At 67.6% G+C, this 19,810-nt stretch carries 13 protein-coding genes; 2 read left to right on the top strand and 11 right to left on the bottom strand.

Features of this window, described 5'->3' with window-relative positions:
* Nucleotides 1-25: 25 nt before the first annotated feature.
* The 9 genes from VFW45_13345 to VFW45_13305 all read right to left on the bottom strand — a co-directional run bounded on the left by VFW45_13345 (nt 26) and on the right by VFW45_13305 (nt 13,016).
* The gene (locus VFW45_13345) at nt 26-2,182 is read right to left on the bottom strand and encodes a 3-hydroxyacyl-CoA dehydrogenase NAD-binding domain-containing protein (GenBank protein HEU5181769.1); all 2,157 of its coding nucleotides are present in this window, start codon (nt 2,180-2,182) and stop codon (nt 26-28) included.
* Nucleotides 2,179-3,468: a thiolase family protein gene (locus VFW45_13340; protein HEU5181768.1), complete on the bottom strand. Its 1,290-nt coding sequence runs from the start codon at nt 3,466-3,468 to the stop codon at nt 2,179-2,181. Before VFW45_13340 ends, VFW45_13345 begins: the two co-directional genes overlap by 4 nt.
* An 8-nt stretch (nt 3,469-3,476) precedes the next feature.
* On the bottom strand, nt 3,477-4,880 hold the full coding sequence (locus tag VFW45_13335) for a sigma-54 dependent transcriptional regulator (GenBank protein HEU5181767.1): 1,404 nt from the start codon (nt 4,878-4,880) through the stop codon (nt 3,477-3,479).
* A 105-nt stretch (nt 4,881-4,985) separates the two neighbouring features.
* Nucleotides 4,986-6,518 (bottom strand): Do family serine endopeptidase, encoded by a 1,533-nt coding sequence (locus tag VFW45_13330; protein ID HEU5181766.1) that lies wholly within the window; start codon nt 6,516-6,518, stop codon nt 4,986-4,988.
* A 69-nt stretch (nt 6,519-6,587) separates the two neighbouring features.
* Nucleotides 6,588-7,001, bottom strand: a complete 414-nt coding sequence (locus VFW45_13325) for a response regulator (protein HEU5181765.1) — start codon at nt 6,999-7,001, stop codon at nt 6,588-6,590.
* 154 nt (nt 7,002-7,155) lie between these two features.
* Nucleotides 7,156-8,529, bottom strand: a complete 1,374-nt coding sequence (locus VFW45_13320; protein HEU5181764.1) for a sigma-54 dependent transcriptional regulator — start codon at nt 8,527-8,529, stop codon at nt 7,156-7,158.
* Nucleotides 8,526-9,515, bottom strand: coding sequence for an AI-2E family transporter (locus VFW45_13315; GenBank protein HEU5181763.1), 990 nt, complete (start codon nt 9,513-9,515; stop codon nt 8,526-8,528). Before VFW45_13315 ends, VFW45_13320 begins: the two co-directional genes overlap by 4 nt.
* Nucleotides 9,512-11,548, bottom strand: coding sequence for an NAD-dependent DNA ligase LigA (gene ligA / locus VFW45_13310; protein ID HEU5181762.1), 2,037 nt, complete (start codon nt 11,546-11,548; stop codon nt 9,512-9,514). Before ligA ends, VFW45_13315 begins: the two co-directional genes overlap by 4 nt.
* Complete coding sequence (locus VFW45_13305) at nt 11,526-13,016, bottom strand: ATP-binding protein (protein HEU5181761.1); 1,491 nt, start codon at nt 13,014-13,016, stop codon at nt 11,526-11,528. The genes ligA and VFW45_13305 overlap by 23 nt, the downstream gene beginning before the upstream one ends.
* 164 nt (nt 13,017-13,180) lie before the next feature.
* Between VFW45_13305 and VFW45_13300 the strand changes: the two genes are divergently transcribed.
* Both VFW45_13300 and VFW45_13295 read left to right on the top strand, forming a co-directional pair.
* Nucleotides 13,181-14,638 (top strand): Xaa-Pro peptidase family protein, encoded by a 1,458-nt coding sequence (locus VFW45_13300; protein ID HEU5181760.1) that lies wholly within the window; start codon nt 13,181-13,183, stop codon nt 14,636-14,638.
* Between the two features lie 129 nt (nt 14,639-14,767).
* Nucleotides 14,768-16,381, top strand: a complete 1,614-nt coding sequence (locus tag VFW45_13295; protein HEU5181759.1) for an OmpA family protein — start codon at nt 14,768-14,770, stop codon at nt 16,379-16,381.
* Between the two features lie 52 nt (nt 16,382-16,433).
* On the opposite strand, the gene VFW45_13290 is transcribed toward VFW45_13295, so the two are convergent.
* Entirely contained in the window at nt 16,434-16,853 is a 420-nt protein-coding gene (locus VFW45_13290) for a CoA-binding protein (protein ID HEU5181758.1), read from the bottom strand.
* Entirely contained in the window at nt 16,853-19,474 is a 2,622-nt protein-coding gene (locus tag VFW45_13285; protein HEU5181757.1) for a pitrilysin family protein, read from the bottom strand. Before VFW45_13285 ends, VFW45_13290 begins: the two co-directional genes overlap by 1 nt.
* Nucleotides 19,475-19,810: the final 336 nt, after the last annotated feature.

The following is a 19,810-nucleotide window of genomic DNA, read 5'->3' as shown; positions in this document are numbered from 1 at the left end:
ATTCCGGAGGGCCGTAGGGGGCGGACTAGGCGGGCAGGAAAGTTCTGGAAGAGCGGGCAAGCTCGCGCAGCAGCGGCACCGGCTTGAAGCGGGGATCGGCGGCGGCGGCGAGCCGGTCCATCCGGCGCACCACCTCATTCAGCCCCAGCGAGTCGGCGTAGCGCAGCAACCCGCCGCGAAACGGCGGAAAGCCGGTCCCCATCACCATCGCCAGGTCGACGTCGGCGGGAGTACGCGCCACCCCTTCCAGCAGGCACAAGGCCGCCTCGTTGATCATCGGCAGGATCATCCGGTCCACCGCTTCCCCCTCGGGGGCGATGCGCCCGCCGCGATCGTGCACCGTGGCGTAGGCGGTGGGATCGGGTCGGCCGCGCTCCCCGTTCGGCCAGCGATAGAACCCTTTGCCGTTCTTTTGCCCGAAGCGCTGCTCCTGATAGGCGGCCTCGAGGATGCGCGGCGCGCGGATACGATCGGCGAAGGCTTCGCCCAGGATGAGCGAGACCTTGTAGGCCACGTCGATGCCGACGCGATCGAGCAGCTCGAAAGGCCCCATCGGCATGCCGAAGCGCTTCATCGCGCCGTCCACGGCCTCGATCGTGCTTCCCTCCTTCAGGAGAAAGAGCGCCTCGATGAGCATCGCCATCAACAGGCGATTCACCAGGAAGCCGGGGCCGTCGCTCACCACCACCGGCGTCTTCTTCAGACGGCGGCAGAGCTCCACGATGGTCGCCACCGCCTCATCCGAAGTCGCGCCGCCGCGGATCACCTCGACCAGCGGCATCCTGTCCACCGGGTTGAAGAAGTGCATGCCGACGACGTTTTGCGGGTGGCGGGCCCCCTGCGCAATCAGGTCGATTCGCAGCGAGGAGGTATTGGTGGCGAACAGACAGCCGCCGCGCGATACTTCCTCCACCTCGGCGAGAACCTTGCGCTTGATCTCGAGGTTCTCCACCACCGCCTCCACGACACAAGGCAGCGTCTCGAAGCCCGCATAGGAGGTGGTCGGGACGATGCGGGCCATCCCTGCCTCCACCACGCGCGCCGGCTGCCGGCGGCGCGCCGCTTCCTTCTCGAAGACCTCGCGCGCGTGGCGCAATCCGGCGCCCAGCGGCTTCGCATCGACGTCCTTCATCCGGACCACGAGGCCGGAGGATGCGGCGATCTGCGCGATGCCCCCCCCCATCACCCCGGCTCCCAGCAGGCCGAGCCGGTCGACGCGCCGCCATCGGACGGCGGGATTCAGCAGCGAGAGCACCTTGCGGGCGTCGCGCTGCAGGAGGAACAGACGCGTCAGGTTCTTGCGCGCTTCGGTGGTCGCGGCGCGGCCGAGCAGCTGCGCCTCGCGCGCCAGGCCGTGCGCCAGATCGCTCCCCAGCCCCTGCTCGATCGACTCCAATGCGAGGTAGGGGGCCGGATAGTGATCGGGATTCGCCTTGGCGGCGGTCTTGCGGCGCACGGCGGCGAAAAAGGCTTTGCGGAACGGCGGAAACCAGCGCGCCGCGCGGCTGAGCGCATCGGCCCCGCCGTGCCGCGCCGGAGGGCGGTAGCGCGGTCTTGAGGAGGCGGCCTGAATCCAGGCGAGCGCCTCGCGCAGGACGTAATCGGGAGGAACGCAAGCGTCGGCCAGGCCGACACGCTGGGCGCCGGCGCCGCGCTGCGATTTCCCGGTGAGGATCATCTCCACGGCGACGGGCAGCGGCACGCGGCGCGGCAGGCGCTGCGTCCCTCCCCATCCCGGGATCAGCCCCAATCGCACCTCGGGCAGGCCAATCTCGGTCTGCGCATCGTCCCCGGCAATCAATGCATGGCAGGCGAGCGCCAGCTCGGTCCCGCCTCCCAGGCAGGTGCCGCGCACCGCCGCGACCACCGGGAAAGGGAGAGCCTCGAGCCGGTTGAAGAGGCCCTGGCCGTAGGTCGATTTCTGCTCCGCCTCTTCCGCCGAGGCGAGCTTCGCAATCTCCTCCACATCGGCGCCGACGATGAACGAATCGGGGCGCGCCGAGCGGACCACAAGCCCCTTGGGAGATTCTTTTCGCGACTCCAGCTCGCCCAGGTGGGACTCGAGGGCCTGCATGAAGATCTGGTCGAGGATGTTGAGGGAGCCGTCGCCGCGGTCCAGGACGAGGTGCGCAATCCCTTCCGCGTCGGTGCTCAGCTCGATTCCGGGCTTGTCGCGGGTCATGCCACCTGCTCGATCACCACCGCAGCTCCCTGGCCTCCTCCCACGCACAGCGTCGCGACGCCCAGATCCTTGCCGCGCCGGATCATCTCCAGGCACAGGGTCAGGATCAGGCGGGCTCCGGAGCTGCCCACCGGGTGGCCCAGGGCGATGGCGCCGCCATTGACGTTGGTGCGCTCGAAGTCGATCTCGCCGATCGGCTGGGAGCGTCCCAGCTCCTTGGCGGCGAACTCGCGGCTGGCGAACGCCCGCGCGCAGGCCAGCACCTGCGCGGCGAACGCCTCGTTGATCTCGGCGAGCTTCACGTCGCGCCATTCCAAACCGGCGCGCCGCAGCGCCAGCGGAACGGCGTAGGCCGGCCCCATTCCCATGGTGGACGGATCGCAGCCGGCGAAGGCCCAGGCACGGATTCGCCCCAGGATCGGATATCCCGATTCACGGGCCTTCTCCTCGGAGGCAAGGACCAGCGCCGCCGCGCCGTCGGTAATCATGCTGCTGTTGCCCGCGGTCACCGTCCCGAAGCGCCGGTCGAACACCGGCTTCAGCTTCGCCAGCGCCTCCAGGCTCTGCTCGGGACGGAAGCCGACATCGTCGGGGATCGCTTCCGCGTATCGCGGCGGAAGGAACACCGGGACGATCTCTTCCCGCAGGCGTCCCGACTCGGTGGCCTTCGCCGCCCGGAGGTGGCTCTGCAGCGCGAAGCGGTCCTGCTCCTCGCGCGGGATCTCGTAGCGCTTGGCGAGGACCTCGGCCGTCTCTCCCATGTTGAGCCCGGCCACCGGATCGGTGAGCCCCACCTCCAGTCCCACCACCGGCTTGAAGTTCCGAGGCCGCATCCGGAGCCAGGCCGCCAGGCGGCGCACCGTTCCGCGCGCGCGCATGGCGCTCATCATCAGATCGCGGGTCTCCTCCTGGAACAGGAACGGGATGCGCGACATCGACTCGGCGCCCCCCGCCAGGATCAGGTCGGCGCGTCCCGACTCGATCCGCAGCGCGGCGTCGGTCACCGCCTGGATTCCGGAGGCGCAGTTGCGGTTCACGGTGTAGGCAGGAATGGCCTTGGGGACGTTGGCGCGCAGCGCCACGACCCGGGCCAGGTTGGTGGCGTCGGCCGGCTGCGCCACATTGCCGAAGATCACCTCGTCGAGATCGGCGGGATCGATGGTGGAGCGGGCCAGCGCCTCCGAGGCGGCGACGCGTCCCAGCTCCTGGGCGGAAACCCCCCGGAACGGGCCCCACGATTTGACGAAAGGGGTGCGGGCGCCCCCGAGGATGACGGCACCGGGCACCGGGCGCCCTACTCGGCCGCCGGTTCCGCCGGGGACTCCGCCGCGGCGCCGGAGGTGGCGTGCTTGCTCAGTCCGTACTGCTCCAGCTTCTTGTAGAGGTTGCTGCGCGGCGTGTCGATGGCCTTGGCGGTGGCGGAGATGTTCCAGTCGAACTCCCGGAGCTTCTCCACCAGGAACTGCCGCTCGGCGGCGTCCTTGAATTCCTGCAGCGTGTGGTACTGCGCCGGTGCGGCGCCCGCGGGGGCCATGCGGCCGCCGCGCAGCCACGCCAGGTCCTCCAGCGTGATCGTCTCCCCCTCGGCCATGATGAGCAGCCGCTCGACGGCGCTCTTGAGCTCGCGCACGTTGCCCCGCCAGGGAAGCGCCCCCAGCTCCTTCAGCGCCTCGGGGTCGAACAACTTCGGCCGGCGGTTGTTCTCCTCCGAGAAGCGCGCCGAGAAGTATTCGATCAGCTTCGGGATGTCGCCGCGCCGCTCGCGCAGCGGCGGGATCGGGATGATCAGCGTGTTGATACGGAAGTAGAGGTCCTCGCGGAAGCGGCCGGCGCGGATCTCCGCCTCGAGGTCCTTGTTGGTCGCCGCCAGGACGCGCACGTCGACGTGCAGCGTCTTGGGCATGCCCACCGGCTCCACCTCGCCGTCCTGCAGGACCCGCAGCACCTTGGCCTGGGTGCGGGCGCTCATGTCGCCAATCTCGTCGAGGAAGATCGTCCCGCCGTCGGCCTGCACGAACTTGCCGGTCTGCCGCCCGACCGCGCCGGTGAAGGCCCCCTTCTCGTGGCCGAACAGCTCGCTTTCGATCAGCTCCTCCGGAATGGCCGCGCAGTTGACCTTCACGAAGGAAGCGTCTTTGCGCAGGCTGCGGCGATAGATCTCCCAGGCCACCATCTCCTTGCCCGTGCCGCTCTCGCCGCGGATCAGCACGGTGGCTTGCGTCGGCGCGGCCTTCTCTACCGCGGCACGTACCGTCTGCAGCGCCGCCGAGCCGCCGATAAGCTCGAAGCGGCTGCCGCGCTCTTCCTTCAGGACGCGGTTCTCCTCCACCAGCCTGCGCTGCTTGAGGGCGTTGCGGATGGAAGTCAGGACCCGTCCTTCCTCGAGCGGCTTCTCCAGGAAGTCGAAAGCCCCCTTGCGGCTGGCCTCGACGGCGGTGGCGATGGTGCCATGGCCCGAGACCATGACCACCTCGGAGCGATCACCGCGCTCCTTCAGGCGCTGCAGCACTTCCAGCCCGTCCAGCCCGGGCATCTTGATGTCCAGCAGAATGACGTCGGGGTCGTCGCGGCGCGCCACCTCCAGCCCTTCGTGCGGGGTGGCGGCGGTGAGGCACTGGTAATTCTCGTATTCCAGGATCATCCGGAGCGACTTCCGGATGTCTTCCTCGTCGTCGATGACCAGGATCTTCGGCTTCATGGCGGAGGATTCTATCCCAAAAAAAGCCAGGGACGATGAAGTCATCCCTCATCGTCCCTGGCATTGCCCCGCGGCGGGGCGGGAACCAATCCTTGTTCTTCGGGTCTACTCCTCGTTACGGATGACCACGAACCGCCAGCCGTCGCTGGTGGGGCTGAAGATGCGGAACAGCACCTTCGAGCCTGGCCGCACCTTCGCCATCTCGCGGCGGAACTCCGACAGCGAGGTGACCGGGACGCGATTCACCGAAGTGATGACCTGGCCGCGGCTCACGCCCTGCTCGAAGGCTTCGCTGCTCTGCGAGACCTCGGTAACCACCACGCCGCTCACCGAGTCGTCGAGATCCAGCTGCCGGCGAATCGACTGAGTCAGGTTGTCGACGGTGATCCCGAGCCGGCGCTCTCCTTCCGCCTCCGGCTCGCGCTCCTCATCCGGTGAGGAGGAGGCCTTCTTGGCGTTGAGGTACTGTCCGCGGTCCTCGAGGCGGGCCGTCAGGACCACCGGCTTGCCCTCGCGCATCACGCTCAGCTTGGCGCGGCTGCCCGGCTCCCGGGCGGAGATGATCTTCACCAGCTCGTCCATGTTCGCGATGTTCTTGCCGTCCACCGCCACGATGACATCGCCGGGCTTCAATCCGGCGCGATCACCGGGCAGCCCCTTCTCGACATCCTCCACCAGCGCCCCCTTGGTGTCCTTCAGGCTGAAGGCGTCCTTGAGGTCGGTGTTGACGTTGCGCAGGCGGATGCCGAGATAGCCGCGCTGCACGTGGCCCGTCGCCTTGAGCTGCGGCAGGATGTTCTTGGCCAGGTTGATCGGCACCGCGAAGCCGATCCCCTGCCCGACGCTTGAGATCGCGCTGTTGACGCCGATCACCTCGCCATTCACGTTGAGCAGCGGGCCGCCGCTGTTGCCGAAGTTGATGGCGGCGTCGGTCTGGATGAACTCGTCGAGGGAAGGATCCTTGGAAATCTCTCCCAGCTTGCGCCCCTTGGCGGAGACCACGCCCACGGTGACGGTGTGCTCGTAGTAATAGGGGTTGCCCACGGCGATGACCCACTCGCCCACCCGCAGCCCGTCGGAGTCGCCCAGCGGCACGGTCGGCAGCTTGCGGTCGGAGGTGATCTTGATGAGGGCGAGGTCGGTGCTCGGATCGGTCCCCACCACCTCCGCCTTGTACTCGTTGTCGTCGTCCTCGAGGCTCACGCGGATCTTGTCCGCCCCCTCGATGACGTGGTTGTTGGTCAGGATGTAGCCGTCCTCGCTGATGATGAAGCCCGAGCCTCCTGAATCCTCGCGGCGCGGCTCGGCACCGCCGCCCTTGCGCCGCTCCGGACCGTTCGGGCCGAAGAAGAACTCGAAGGGACCATGGAAGTTGGGGCCGCCCTGTCCCGGCTCCACCATTTCGGTGGAGATGATGCTGACCACCGCCGGGTTGGCCTTCTCCACGATGTCGGCAAAGGAGGGATATCCGGGCCGGCTGGAATCGCTGTTGGAGGCCTGCCGCAGCGCGGCTTGAGCCATGCCCGAATCTGCCAGGGAAGGCGGAGTCAGCTTGACTCCGGAAGCCAGGACCATCCCGAAGAGGATGGATACGCCGGCGATCATGGTGAGGACCATAAGCTGTGCGTGCTTTTTCATGGAAAAACCGGCTCCTCGTGAAGGATGCGGTCGGATCGGAAGCGATGCAAGTATAGGTTCCATCATGGCTTAGGTCAAGGCTTCCGAAGGGCTACTCACCTCTTCCGCCTTCCTCCTTGTGCGGGTGAAAGCCTCCGCCACCGCTTCCAGCAGGGCGGCGCTTTGCACTGGTTTATTGAATACCCGTCTAACTCCCAACCGCTTGGCCTCGTGCGAAATTTCCGCTTCGGCATGGGCCGTCACCAGAATGGCGAGGCCGGCGAAGCCCCTGCGGCGCAGACGGGAGAGAAGCTCCAGCCCACTCATTCCGGGCATCCGAAGATCGAGAAGGACGACCTCGACTTCCGAGAGCATCTCCGGGTTGGCTTCCACCCAGGCGCCGCTCGCCGCGAGACAGGGCTCATAGCCATTCCGCCGGAACAGCCGCCCGTAGCACTCCCGCGCCGCGGCATCATCGTCAACGATCAGGATTCGTCCAGGCATCTCAGGCTCCATCGGGGAACACCCATAGAGCAATGAGCGTGCCACGCGCCCTGCGGGGCATTTCTTATTCAACTGCTTCCTTATACGATGGGTTAGCGGCAGGGTTCGGAACGATTGATGATGGAGCGCCGTCATTTTGGCCGAGCGCGTCGGCTCACTCGGTCGGCTCGCCGTACTCTTTGAGCTTGCGCTGCAGGGTGCGCAACCCGATCCCCAGGATCTCCGCGGCGCGCGTGCGGTTGCCGTCGGTGTCCTTCAGCGTGCGCAGGATCGCTTCCCTCTCGATCTCCTCCATGCTCCGGGGCCGCTGGGTCTGCGGCTCGGCGGATTCGTCCTCCTGGGATGCGCCCTTGCGGTAGGGCTCCGGAAGGTCCCACACGTCGATCACGCTGCGGGTCGTCATGACCACCAGCGACTCCATCAGGTTGCGCAGCTCCCGCACGTTCCCTTCCCAGCGCGCCATCGTCAGGCAGCGCAGGGCCGCCGGCGACAGCTCCAGGTTCTCGCGGGCATTCTCCTTCTTGAACTGCGCCAGAAAATGCCCTACCAGCAGCGGGATGTCCTCCGGGCGCTCGCGCAGCGGCGGGATGTGCAGCGTCACCACCTTGAGGCGGTAATAGAGATCGGAGCGGAACCTCCCGTCGGCGACGCGCTCCTCCAGCGTGGCGTTGGTGGCGGCCAGGATGCGCACGTCGGCATGGATCGTCTCCGAGCCACCCACCCGCATGAAGCTGCGCTCCTCCAGGACCCGCAGCAGCTTGACCTGGATGTCGGGCGCGATCTCGCCGACCTCGTCGAGAAAGAGAGTGCCGCGATCCGCTAGCTCGAACTTGCCGATCTTCCGCCCGATGGCGCCGGTGAACGACCCCTTCTCGTGGCCGAACATCTCGCTCTCCAGGATCTCGGCCGGGATGGCGGCGCAGTTCACCGGCAGGAAGCGCTCGTTGCGGCGCGGCGAGTTCTGGTGGATGGCGTTGGCGATCAGCTCCTTGCCGGTGCCGCTCTCGCCCGTGATCAGCACGCTGCTGCGCGTCGGCGCCACCAGCTGCAGCTGGTTGAACAGCTGCTGCATCGCCTTCGATTTTCCCAGGATGCTGCCGAAGCGGTAGCGCTCCTCCAGCCTGCCGCGCAGCTCCGTCACCTCGCGCAGCAGGCTGCGCCTCTGGATGGCCGCCTCCACCCGGCGCCGCAGCTCCACCGTGTTGACCGGCTTCTGCACGTAATCGTCGGCGCCGCCCTTGATCGCCTCCACCGCCGATTCCACCGTGCCGTGGCCGGTGACCAGGATCACGCCCAGGGACGGGTCCATCTCCTTGACCGCCTTGAGGAGCTCCATGCCCGTCATCCCGGGCATCATCAGGTCGGTGACCAGCACGTCGGCCTGCAGCCCGCCGCGCAGCTGCTCCATCGCCTCGCGCGCCGAGCCGACGTCGGTGACGGCGTGCCCCACCTTCTCCAGGGCTTTCTTCATGATCTCGCGCGACGGGGCATGGTCTTCCACCAGGAGGATACGGCCGGTGACGGTCATCCCGCCTCCACCTGCTCGTGGTAGAACATGCGCGCGGTCTCCAGCACCATGGCGAACAGCAGCGGCCCCACGACGATGCCGATCAAGCCGAACAGCGTCAGGCCGGCGAACACCCCCAGCAGCGTGATGATCGGGTGGATTCCCGCCATGTTCCGCATGATCAGGGGCCGTACCAGGTTGTCGGCGGTGCTCACCACGAGCGCTCCCCAGATCAGGATGCCGACGCCGGAGGTGGTGGCGCCGCCGGCAATCTGCAGGATCCCGGCGGGGATCCAGATCAGGAACGCTCCCAGCACCGGGATGAGCGACAGCACGGCCATCACCAGGCCCCACAGGACGGCCCCGGGAAAGCCGAAGACCAGGAAGCCGAGACATCCCAGCGCCCCCTGCAGCAGCGCCGTCAGCCCCTGGCCGACGACGAAGCCGCGCGAGATGCGGTAGAAATCGTCGATCAGCTTGCGCGAATTCTCCTCGCCGAAGGGAAGCAGGTCCTGGACCATGCGCTCGAGCTTGGGCCCGTCCTGCAACAGGTAGTAGATCAGGTAGAACATCACGAACAGACCGATCACCACACTGAGGATCCCGGTGGCGATGTCGGCGAGCCGCGTCTTGACCCACTCGAGGAAGTTGGCCGCCGCGTCGCGCATCAGATCCGGAATGCTCTGACCGAAGATCGTGAAATCCATCTTGTCGGGCTGGATGTTCTTGACCTGATCGGCGACCGCGAAGGCCTCCTGATAGGCCAGCGCCCCGATGGTCGCGAGGGGACCGACGACCACGAGAATGATGACCAGGATGGTGCCCCAGGCGGCCAACACGGGACGCTTCAGACGGGTCAGCAGGCGCAGGTACACGGGCCGGAACACGGGAGTGAAGACCAACGCCGAGAGAATCGCACCCAGGTAGGGCCTGAGCCCGGTGATGAGCAGCGCCGCGAGGAGCAGGACGAAGCCGAGGGCGAGGAATGTGATCAGCCGGTTCTTCACGGTTCCTCCTCCGGAATCAGTGCCAGGAACTCTTTCTCGTCGAGGACGGACGTCCCGATCTCGGCCGCCTTGGCCAGCTTCGATCCCGGCTCGGCCCCGGCCAGCAGGTAAGAGGTCTTGCGGGACAGGGACGAAGAGACCTTGCCGCCGTGCCGCACGATCAGCCGGGTCGCCTCCTCCCGGGAGAGGCCTTCGAGCGTGCCGGTCAGGACGAAGGTCTTGCCCGCCAGGGCTCCGGCCCCAGGGGGCGGCGCCGCGACGACGTGCTCCATCCTGACGCCCGCCTCGCGCAGGCGGGTGACAACCTCGCGGTTGCGCTCCTGGCGGAAGAACTGGTGGATGGCGGCGGCGACCCGCGGCCCCACCTCCGGGACGCGCTGCAGCTCCGCCTCGCCCGCCTCCATCAGGTCCTCGACCCGCGGGTAGGCGTCCGCCAGCAGCTGCGCCGTCTTCTCCCCCACGAAGCGGATGCCGAGACCGTAGAGGACCCGCGACAGGTCGGCCGATTTCGAGCCCTCGATGCGGGCGAGCAGGTTGGCGGCCGATTTCTCCGCCATGCGCTCCAGCGCCTCCACCTCGGCGGGGCGCAGGCGATACAACGAAGCGACATCCTGCACCATCCGCTTCTCCAGGAGCTGATCGACCAATGCGTCGCCGAGCCCCTCGATGTCCATCGCCCGGCGCGAGGCGAAGTGTAGCAGGGACTCGCGCAGCCGTGCCGGGCAGGCGAGATTCACGCAGCGGGAGATCACCTCCTCCTCGTCGCGCAGCAGCTCCCCGCCGCACACCGGGCAGGCCTCGGGCCAGGGAAAGGGGGCGGCGCCGGGAGGCCGCGCCTCCAGGATCACCTTGACGATCTTCGGGATCACGTCGCCGCCGCGCTCGATCAGGACCCGGTCGCCGACGCGTACATCCTTGCGGCGAATCTCTTCCTCGTTGTGCAGGGTGCAGCGCGTGATCGTCGTGCCGGAGAGCGACACCGGCTCCAGCAACGCGACCGGCGTGAGCGCGCCGGTGCGGCCCACCTGCACACGGATCTCCAGCACCGTGGTGGTGGCCTGGCGCGCCGGGAACTTGTAGGCCACCGCCCAGCGCGGGGCCCGCGCCGTCTGCCCGGCGCGCCGCTGCAGCGCCACCGAGTCGAGCTTGACGACGCAGCCGTCCACCTCGTAGGTCAGCGAGTCGCGCCGCTCCTGCATCTCGCGGCAGTAATCCTCGACCTCCTTCAGGCCGCGCGCGCGGCGCGCCAGCGGATTCACGCGGAACCCGAGGCGGCGCGCCAGGTCCAGCGACTCGGAGTGCGACGCCGGCGGCGCGGCGCCGCGGATCTCCGCCACTTGCCAGACGAACAGATCGAGCGGCCGGCGCGAAGTGAGGCGAGGATCCAGGAGGCGCAGCGTTCCGGCCGCGGCGTTGCGCGGGTTGGCGAATGGCGGCTCGCCCGCCTCCTCCCGCTGCCGGTTCAGCTCCTTGAAATCGGCGAGCGGGAAGAAGACCTCGCCGCGCACCTCGACATAGGGGAGCGGCTCCGTCAGCCGCGCCTGCAGGCTGCGGATCGTGCGCGCGTTGGCGGTGACGTCCTCCCCCAGCATGCCGTCGCCGCGGGTGACGGCGCGCCGCAGCGACCCGTCCTCGTAGATCAGGGAAAGGCTCACGCCATCGATCTTCAGCTCGCAGCTGAACTCCAGCTCGTCGCCCGCCTCCCCGCCGAGGACGCGGCGCAGCCGCGCTTCCCATTCGGCGAGCTCCTCCAGCGAATAGGTGTTGTCGAGGCTGAGCATCGGCTGCGTGTGAGGGAGCGTGGCGAGGGCGTCGGTCGGCTGCATGCCCACCCGGCGGGTGGGCGAGTCGGCGACGATCAGCTCGGGGTGGCGTGCTTCCAGCTCCAGGAGCTCGCGCTCGAGCGCGTCGTACTCGGCGTCGCTGATTTCCGGAGCGTCGTCGATGTAGTAGCGGCGGCGATGGTGCCAGATGAGACGGCGGAGCTCTTCCGCGCGGGCGCGGGCTTTGCTAGCGGGCGGGGCGAAGGGCATTGGCGCCTTCGGCAGCGGGGAATCCGGCAACCGGCTCCCCCGCCCCCGCGATGCGGCGCCGGCCCCGGGGCAGAAGGATATGGAAGGTGGATCCGCGGTCCGGCTCGCTCTCGACCTCGATGCGGCCGCCGTGCGCCTCCACGGCGCGCCGGGCGATGGGCAGTCCGAGCCCGGTCCCTCCTTCCCGATGCGAGTAGAAGGGCTGGAAGATGTTCTCACGGATCTCCGGGGTCATCCCCATGCCCGTGTCCTGAATCGAGAGGCGCACTTCTCCTTTCGGCTCGACGCGGCTCGAGATCCGGATCTCTCCCCCTTCCGGAACGACCTGCTGGGCGTTGCTCAGGATGTTGAGCACCGCCTGGCGCAGCAGCGCCGAGTCGAAATCGACCGAAGGCAGGAGAGGGTCGAGGTCCCGCACGAGACGGATGCCGCGCGCCTCCGCTTCCGGCTGCACGAAGGTGCAGATCTCCTCGAGGAAGCGGTTCAGGTCTCCCGCATCGAGATGGATCTCGGGAGGGCGCGCGTAGGAGAGGAAATTCTCGGTGAGGTCCTTCAGGCGCCCGATCTCCCCTTTGATGCTGCGCAGGAAGGTCTTGACCTCCGCCGGTCCGCTTCCGGCGCCTCCCTCCAGCTCCTCTTCCAGCATCTCCAGGTTGATCGACATGGCATTCAAGGGATTGCGAATCTCGTGCGCCATCTCGCGGGCCAGCGTCGCCACGTGGGCGCGGCGCTCCGACATCTGCGCCTCCGTCTCCAGCCGGCGCGTGCGCTGCACCAGACGCAGCACGTAGGCGAACGCGCCCCCCAGAATCAGGAGGGTGAGTCCGGCCCCCATCAGGGTCTTGGCGATCAGCGAGCGGCGCAGCGGCCGGACGAACTCATCGACCTGGTCCAGCGGGATTCCCACCTCGGCGATGGTCTTGCCCGTCGGATCGACCGGCTCCTTGAGGGTGAGGACTTTCTTCTTCTCATTATTTCCCAGATCCCAGACTTCCTCCGTCGGGCCCCCGGGTCGCCACCCGTCGCCCGTCGGGATCGGCTCTGCATGTCCGATCACCTGTGTGGCCCAGCCGTGGCCGACCACGTTGCCGTTGCGATCCCGGATCGTGATCACCTGGCGGATGCCGCGATAGACCATCCGGTAGGTTGGAGCCTTCGGCTGCCCGGAAGGGGGCGTCGCCGGAGGCACCTGTTGGGGTTGGGCGGGGAGTGGAATCTGCCCTGAGAACTCGGGCCCCTGGGGTGAAATGCCCTGGCTTTCCTGCTCCGCCGATTCCGACCACTGCTTCTTCAGCTCCACGAGGCCGTTGAGCAGATTGCGGGTGATGACCTGGTGGCTGAAATCCTTGAAGATGAGATGGGCGACCACCCCCAGCGTGGCGAGGACCAGAAACACGAAGACCACCGCAGAAATGAGGAAGCTTCGGCGGAAGGTGGGTGTTCCCGGGGGCGTGGATCGGATGGTCATGAGGCGTCGTTATCTCTCCGGCATGATAGCAGAGCGGCGCCGCGACCGTCAAAAGCCGGCACGATGAAACCCCTTTTCTGACAGGAAGATAGACCTCCGCCGGTGGGGTGGCTCATGGGCCGGAGGTTGTGCTAAGGTTAACGCCCTCTAACGGAAGGAGTCGCGTGTCTTGGAGACTGCCGGTCTCGGCCAAGGGAGGGCTCCTTTTCTTTCTCGCGGCCGTTCTGTCGCTGCCGTCGGCCGCGGCGCCTGAAGCCGGAATCAAGCCGATTCCGCCATCGGAGTATGCCGCGCGCCGTCAGGCGCTGGCCGAATCGCTGCGCGCCGAGCTCGCTCCGGGAGAGCTGGGGATACTCCTCATCCGCTCCTTGCCGGAGCCCGAGAATGCCACCTTCCGTCAGGACAGCAACCTTTATTATCTCGCCGGCATCGAGGTGCCGCGCAGCGCGCTGGTTCTCGCCTTCGATCGCACCGACTCGGCGCTCGCGGCGACCAGCCCCGGCGCTTCTCCGAATTACGCCGAATATCTCTACCTTCCCGCGAGTAACCCGCGCCAGGAGAAGTGGACCGGCCCGCGGCTGTCGGCCGGAGGGCTGGAGAAAGAGAGCCTCGGGCCCGACCCCGAGAGGCAGACCGCCATGCGCCTCACCGGCTTCGATCGGATCCCGGAGGGGGACTTCCCGCCGCGCCGCTGGCCGCGCGGGCCGGTCGAGAGCATCGGCGACCTGCCGGAGCACCTCTCGGTTTTCCTCTCGCGGGCGGGCGTGCTGTTCTTCGCCGCCGAGCCGGGGATCCTGGGAGAGCCGCTCTCCGAATCGATGGCGTTCCAGAACGAGCTGCGCGCGCGCTACCCGGAGCTGAAGCTCAAGGATCCGCGCGCGGCGCTCGGACGGCTGCGGATGATCAAGTCGGCTTCCGAGATCGAGCAGCTGCGGCGTGCCGTGGAGATTACCTGCCAGGCCGTGCAGGATGCGTCGCGGGTCGCCGCGGCGGGCGCCGCGGAGTACCAGGTGCAGGCGGAGCTGGAGCGCCGCTTCATCCTCGAGGGGGCGCGCCGCCCCGGCTTTCCCTCGATCATCGCCTCCGGGCCGAACTCCTGCATCCTGCATTACGACGCCAGCGAGCGCGTCCTGGCGAAAGGCGACCTTCTCCTGATGGACGTGGGCGCCGAATACCGCCGCTATTCCGCCGACATCAGCCGCACCCTCCCCGTGGGAGGGCGCTTCAGCAAGGAGCAGCGGAAAATCTACGACCTGGTCTACCAGGCCCAGGAAGCGGCCCTGGCAGTCGCCAAGCCGGGAGTCGCCTTCGCCGAGCTCGACAAGGCGGCCCGCAAAGTGATTGCCGACGCCGGGTACGGGCCTTATTTCATCCACGCCACCAGCCATTTCCTCGGCCTGGACGTGCACGACGACGGCGACACTTCCGCCGTCCTCCGGCCCGGCATGGTCTTCACGATCGAGCCGGGCATCTACCTTCCCGACAAACAGCTCGGCGTGCGCATCGAGGACGACATCCTGGTGACCGCCACCGGCGCGGAGATCCTGAGCCGTTGCCTCCCGCGCCGGGCCGATGCGGTGGAAATGCAGATGGGAAAGGGGCTTACCCCAGGAACTCGTTGACTTGCACTTTTCCCGTGTGCTAGATTTCGCGCTCTTCGAAACAGTTTCACCCTCGTCTCGACCAAGGATGTATTGGCGCGTCGCCGGATGGCGATGATTCCGGCGCGGGAATCAGCAGAGGAGTGCCTGATGATCCGGAAGGCGTCGCTCTGGGCCCTGGCTTGTGTCCTGGTTTCCTGCGTCGTCCCGGAGGCCTTCTCCCAGGCGCGCGACAATTCCTGGGAGGTCGGCTATTTCGGCGGCACGAACTTCTACGCCAACGAGCTGAAGCTGGAGAACGCCTTCACCTACGGCATCCGCGTCGGCTATAACTGGCGCCCCGCGCTGGAATTCGAGGCCAGCTTCGCCACCGCCAACGAGAGCAACATCCAGCAGCCGACCAGCACCCTGCTGTCCGAGCACCCACCCGCCAACTTCGTATTCAATCCCAAGATGGGAGCCAAGCTGAACTCCTACAACCTGCGCGCCGTCGGCAACTTCATTACCGACTGGCGCCGCTGGAAGCCGCTCGTGTTCCTGCAGGTCGGGCACCACGATTTCAAGATGAGCGAGAGCTGGGTGCCCACCGGGAACACCGCCGCCACGACGATCGGGTTCGGGGCGGGAACGCGCTTCTTCTTCACCGACAACCTCGCGGCGCGTGCTGAAGGATCGATCGAGTACGCCGTGAACGACATCTACTGGAACAAGATCCTTACGGTCGGCCTGGTCGGGGTCTTCGGCGGCGCCGCGCCTTCCGACAAGGACGGCGACGGCATCTCGGACGTCCACGACAAGTGCGTGGACACTCCCAAGGGTGCCATCGTAGACCGTTTCGGCTGCCCCCACGATCAGGATAAGGACGGCGTTTTCGACGGCATCGATGCCTGCGCCGACACGCCCGAGAAGTGGCCCGTTGACGAGAAAGGTTGTCCGACCGACGCCGATGGCGACGGCGTGCCCGACGGCAAGGACAAGTGCGCCGACACGCTGAAGGGGGCGAAGGTCGACGCCGACGGCTGCCCGATCGACACCGATCAGGACGGCGTCTTCGACGGCCTGGATGCCTGCGACGGCACGCCGTTCGGCGCCAAGGTCGACGCCAAGGGATGCCCGCTCGACGCCGACAAAGACGGCGTCCCCGACGGCATCGACCAGTGCGACAAAACACCCGCCGGGGCGGTCGTCGACGCCAAGGGCTGTCCGACCGACTCCGACGGCGACGGCGTCTACGACGGGCTGGATGAGTGTCCCGGCACGCCGAAGGGCTGGACGCTGGATGCCAAGGGGTGCCCGACGCCCAGGCTGGACAAGCTGTCGCTGGTCATCCTGGAGAAGGTGAACTTCAAGTCGGGCAGCTCGGTGCTCGAGCCCGAGGCCACCAAGACCCTCGACGAAGCGGTCCAGGCGCTCAGTTACTGGTCCGATGTCCGGGTCGAGATCGGCGGCTACACCGACAACCGCGGGCCGGAATCGCTCAACCGGGCCCTGTCGCTGGATCGCGCCAAGGCGGTGAAGACCTACTTCGTCTCCAAGGGGATCGACGCGAAGCGGATGGAGGTGAAAGGGTACGGTCCGGAGAACCCGGTGGCCGACAACAACACGCCGGAAGGCCAGGCCCAGAACCGCCGTGTCGAGGTGAAGAAGATCGGAGGCGACGAGACGATCCATCCGCCGCTGCCGGTCGCTCCGGCCGAGGAAGCGGCACCGCCCGCCGCGCCCGAGACGAAGCCGCCGGACGCGCCGACGCCCTCCAGCAACTAGCGATAAGCAGGGAAAGAATCGGGAACGGCCGGCCGGCGCCGGCCGTTTTTTTTCAGCGCGGTGCTGGGGACGCGCCGAAGTGGCGCCGGTACTCGATGACCGGGCAATGATCCATCACCACCAGCAAGCCGGCACGGCGCGCCCGCGCCGCCGCCTCCTCGTGCACCACGCCCATCTGCATCCAGACCACCTGCGCGCCGATGGCGATGGCGTCGTCCACGAAAGGGGGAACCGCTTCGCTGCGGCGGAACAGATCGACGACCTCCACCGGGAAAGGAATGTCCTGCAGGCGGGAGTAGCAGCGCTCTCCCAGGATCTCCGCTTCGCCGGGATAGACCGGAATGACCCGGTAGCCGTGATCCTGGAGGAAGCGCGCGACGCGGTGCGAGTCGCGCTCCGGCCTCGGAGACAGCCCCACCACGGCGAAGCTCCGGTAGCGGCGCAGGATCTCGCGGGTATCCGGCGGCTCCATCATTCCCCCCGCAAGACGCCGAGCGCGTAGCGCTCCAGGGTCAGGGTCCTGCGGGCCGCCTCCACCACCCGCTCGTGCGAGACCGACCCGATCCGCGCCGGGTACTCCAGGACCTCCTCCATCTTCTTCTCCTGGATCTCGGCCGCCGCATAGGAGAGAGCGCGCGCCGCGGCGGTCTGCAGCGCGAAGGGATAGGTCCCCACCAGGTAGCGGCGGGAGCGGAGGATCTCCTCCTCTGCGATTCCCTCCGAGCGGATCCGGCCGATCTCGTCGAACAGGATGCGCCTCGCCTCCTCCTCCTTGTCGGGCGAGGTGCCGAGGTAGGCCACGAAATACCCTCCCAGGCGCTTGCACATGTTGGAGGCCCCCACCACGTAGGCCAGGCCGCGCCTGCCGCGCACCGCCTCGAAGAAGATCCCGCCCAGCCCCGAGACACAGCTCTGCAGGAGATCGAGAGGATACTTCTCGTCCGAGGCCAGACTGACCGAGGGAAAGCCGATCATCTGGAACGTCTGGTTGCGCCGGCGCGACTCGGCGCGGATCGAGATCTCTGCGAGCGCCGGCACGTCGGGGGCCTCCGGCAGCTCCGGCCCCTCCGGGGCCCACCCCTCCATTTGGCGCGTGATCAGCTCGCCCACCGATTCGGCAGGCTGATCGCCGGCGACCGCCACCACCATTCGATCGGGCCGGAAAAGTCGGTGATGCCAGCGGGCCAGGGCCGCGGGCGTGAGCGCGCTCACCGATTCGGGCGATCCGTAGGACGGCAGACCATAAGGGTGATCCGGGAAGGCGGCTTGTCGCAGCAGCGTGACCGCATACCCCATCGCCTGGTCCTTCAGGCTCTCGATGGAGGAGAGCTGCACGCGGCGCTCGCGCTCGACCTCCTCCGCGGGAAAGGAGGGATTGCGGACCAGGTCGAACAGCAGACCGACGCCCCCGGCGAGGTGCCGCGACAGAATCGAGATGGACACGCCCAGATAATCGTCGTCGAAGATCTTTTCCAGCGAGCAGCCGTACGATTCCATCTCGGCGGCGATGCGCGCCGCGTCGCGTGTGCGCGTCCCCTTCGAGAGCGCCGCCAGGTCCAGGCGCGAGATTCCGGAGTCGGCTGCCTGCTCATGCGTGCGGCCGCCGCGGAACAGGAGCACCACGCTGGTGACCGGCAGCCGCGGAATCTCCTCCACCAGGAGGGTGGCCCCGCCGGGGAGGGGAAAGCGCCTCGGTCCCTGCGGCACGGCGGCGCGCCGCGCCGCGACGGCGACCGGCTGCGGAACGGAGGGCATGGAAGGGACCAGAGGACGGGCGTCCCGCGCGAAACAGGCACGCGCCGCCGCTTCATCGAGACCCGCCGATTTGTCGGAAGGGACGTAAGCCAACAGCGAAGCGTGCTCCGGCAGCAGCAGCCGGCCGGCCCCCTCGCGCACCGCATCCGGAGTGACCTCCTTGAGGCGCCGCACGAAATCGTCCGCCAGGCGATAGTCTCCGAGAGCCTCGTAATAGGCGAGGTTCGTCGCCACGCCCAGCACGTCGGCCTGGGAATGGTAGTACTGGCTCTCCACCGCGTTACGCGCCCTTCCGATCTCGGCGTCCGACGGGCCGGCGGCGAGAATCCCCAGCAGCACGCCGCCGATGGCGCGCGCCGCTTCCTCGAGCCTCCCGGGATCGGTCTCCGCGGTGATGCGGAAGATGCCAAGATCCGCGAAAGTCTCCACGCCCGCGCCGATCGACTCGACGCAGCCGCGCGTCTCCTTGACCTCCTGGAACAGGCGGCTGCTGCGGCCGCGCCCCAGCACCGTCGCCAGGATGCGGTTCGGGAGATCATCGGGATGGAACAGCGGTGGGGCCGGGAAGGCGAGGACCAGGTGGGCGCGCTTCAGGTCCCCGCGCAGCAGCGTGAAGCGGAAGTCATCCTGCGGCGGCTCCGGCGGCGAGCCGGCGGCGGGTCCGACGCCGCGCGGCAGATCACCGAGGCAGCGCGTCCCCTCTTCGATCACCTGCGCCGCTCGCACGTCCCCGGCCACCGACAGGACCAGGTTCTCCGGCGTGTAGTTGCGTCGGAAATAATCGAGCAGCCGCTCGCGCGTGAAGCCGCGCAGCGCCGCCTCCTCGCCGATGCGCCAGCGCCGGATGCGGTGCACGCGGTAGGCCAGCTCGTTGAGCTTCTCGAGGGCGAAAGCGGCGGGATTGTCGCGCTTGCGCTTCTCCTCCTGGATGATCGCCTCGAGCTCGCGCGCCAGCTCCACCGGGTCCACCAGCGGATCCAGCAGCGCGTCGGACTGGATCTCGAGACCGCGCGAGAACTCGGCGGAGGGAAGGGCGAAGTAGTAGTGGGTGAAATCGTAGTAGGTCCCGGCGTTGATCTCGCCTCCCAGCGATTTCACCTCGGAGGCGATCTGGTCGGGGCGCGGGCGGCGGCGCGTTCCCTTGAAGAACATGTGCTCGATGACGTGCGAGATGCCGACTTCGTCATCGGTCTCGTTGAAATAGCCCGCCTTGACCCACGTGCTGATGGCCACGACGGGGGCGGAGTGCTCCTCCTTCACCAGGATCGTGAGGCCGTTCGGCAGACGATGCCGCACGACGTCCTCGGTCAGCATGGGGTGCCTGGGATTGGGGGCCAAGGTTTCTCCTGCGCTACGCCCGGGGATCAATCCGGTTCCTGAATGGTGCGGCAGTCTAGCACAGCCCCTCTACCGGATATGGGGGCGCCCCGAACGCCACCACCAACCTTTGAGGTCCGCACCGCGAAATCTTTTCCAGCTCCACCACAGCCAATCCCCTACAGAAAACTCCCTACTTTTCTGTTGACACCCCGCGCGCACCTTCAATATGATGCGCGCCCGTGGAGCAAAGTGGACTTAAGTGGATAGCCCACCCAAATTCCCTTTGGCTCCCCACAGCCTAACGAAGCAGACAGCTCAATTCCGGTGTCCGAGCTACCGGCTCCGGCGGCCGCC

It is taken from the genome of Candidatus Polarisedimenticolia bacterium (assembly GCA_035764505.1).
Classification (GTDB): domain Bacteria; phylum Acidobacteriota; class Polarisedimenticolia; order Gp22-AA2; family AA152; genus AA152.
The sequence above is the reverse complement of the archived record's forward strand: the minus strand, read 5'-3'. Positions and strand labels throughout refer to the sequence as shown.

Excerpts from the sequence above, each read along its gene's own strand:
- VFW45_13345 (HEU5181769.1), bottom strand. The coding sequence starts at position 2,182 with ATGACCCGCGACAAGCCCGGAATCGAGCTGAGCACCGACGCGGAAGGG.
- VFW45_13335 (HEU5181767.1), bottom strand. The coding sequence starts at position 4,880 with ATGAAGCCGAAGATCCTGGTCATCGACGACGAGGAAGACATCCGGAAG.
- VFW45_13330 (HEU5181766.1), bottom strand. The coding sequence starts at position 6,518 with ATGAAAAAGCACGCACAGCTTATGGTCCTCACCATGATCGCCGGCGTA.
- VFW45_13325 (HEU5181765.1), bottom strand. The coding sequence starts at position 7,001 with ATGCCTGGACGAATCCTGATCGTTGACGATGATGCCGCGGCGCGGGAG.
- VFW45_13320 (HEU5181764.1), bottom strand. The coding sequence starts at position 8,529 with ATGACCGTCACCGGCCGTATCCTCCTGGTGGAAGACCATGCCCCGTCG.
- ligA (HEU5181762.1), bottom strand. The coding sequence starts at position 11,548 with ATGCCCTTCGCCCCGCCCGCTAGCAAAGCCCGCGCCCGCGCGGAAGAG.
- VFW45_13305 (HEU5181761.1), bottom strand. The coding sequence starts at position 13,016 with ATGACCATCCGATCCACGCCCCCGGGAACACCCACCTTCCGCCGAAGC.
- VFW45_13295 (HEU5181759.1), top strand. The coding sequence starts at position 14,768 with ATGATCCGGAAGGCGTCGCTCTGGGCCCTGGCTTGTGTCCTGGTTTCC.
- VFW45_13290 (HEU5181758.1), bottom strand. The coding sequence starts at position 16,853 with ATGGAGCCGCCGGATACCCGCGAGATCCTGCGCCGCTACCGGAGCTTC.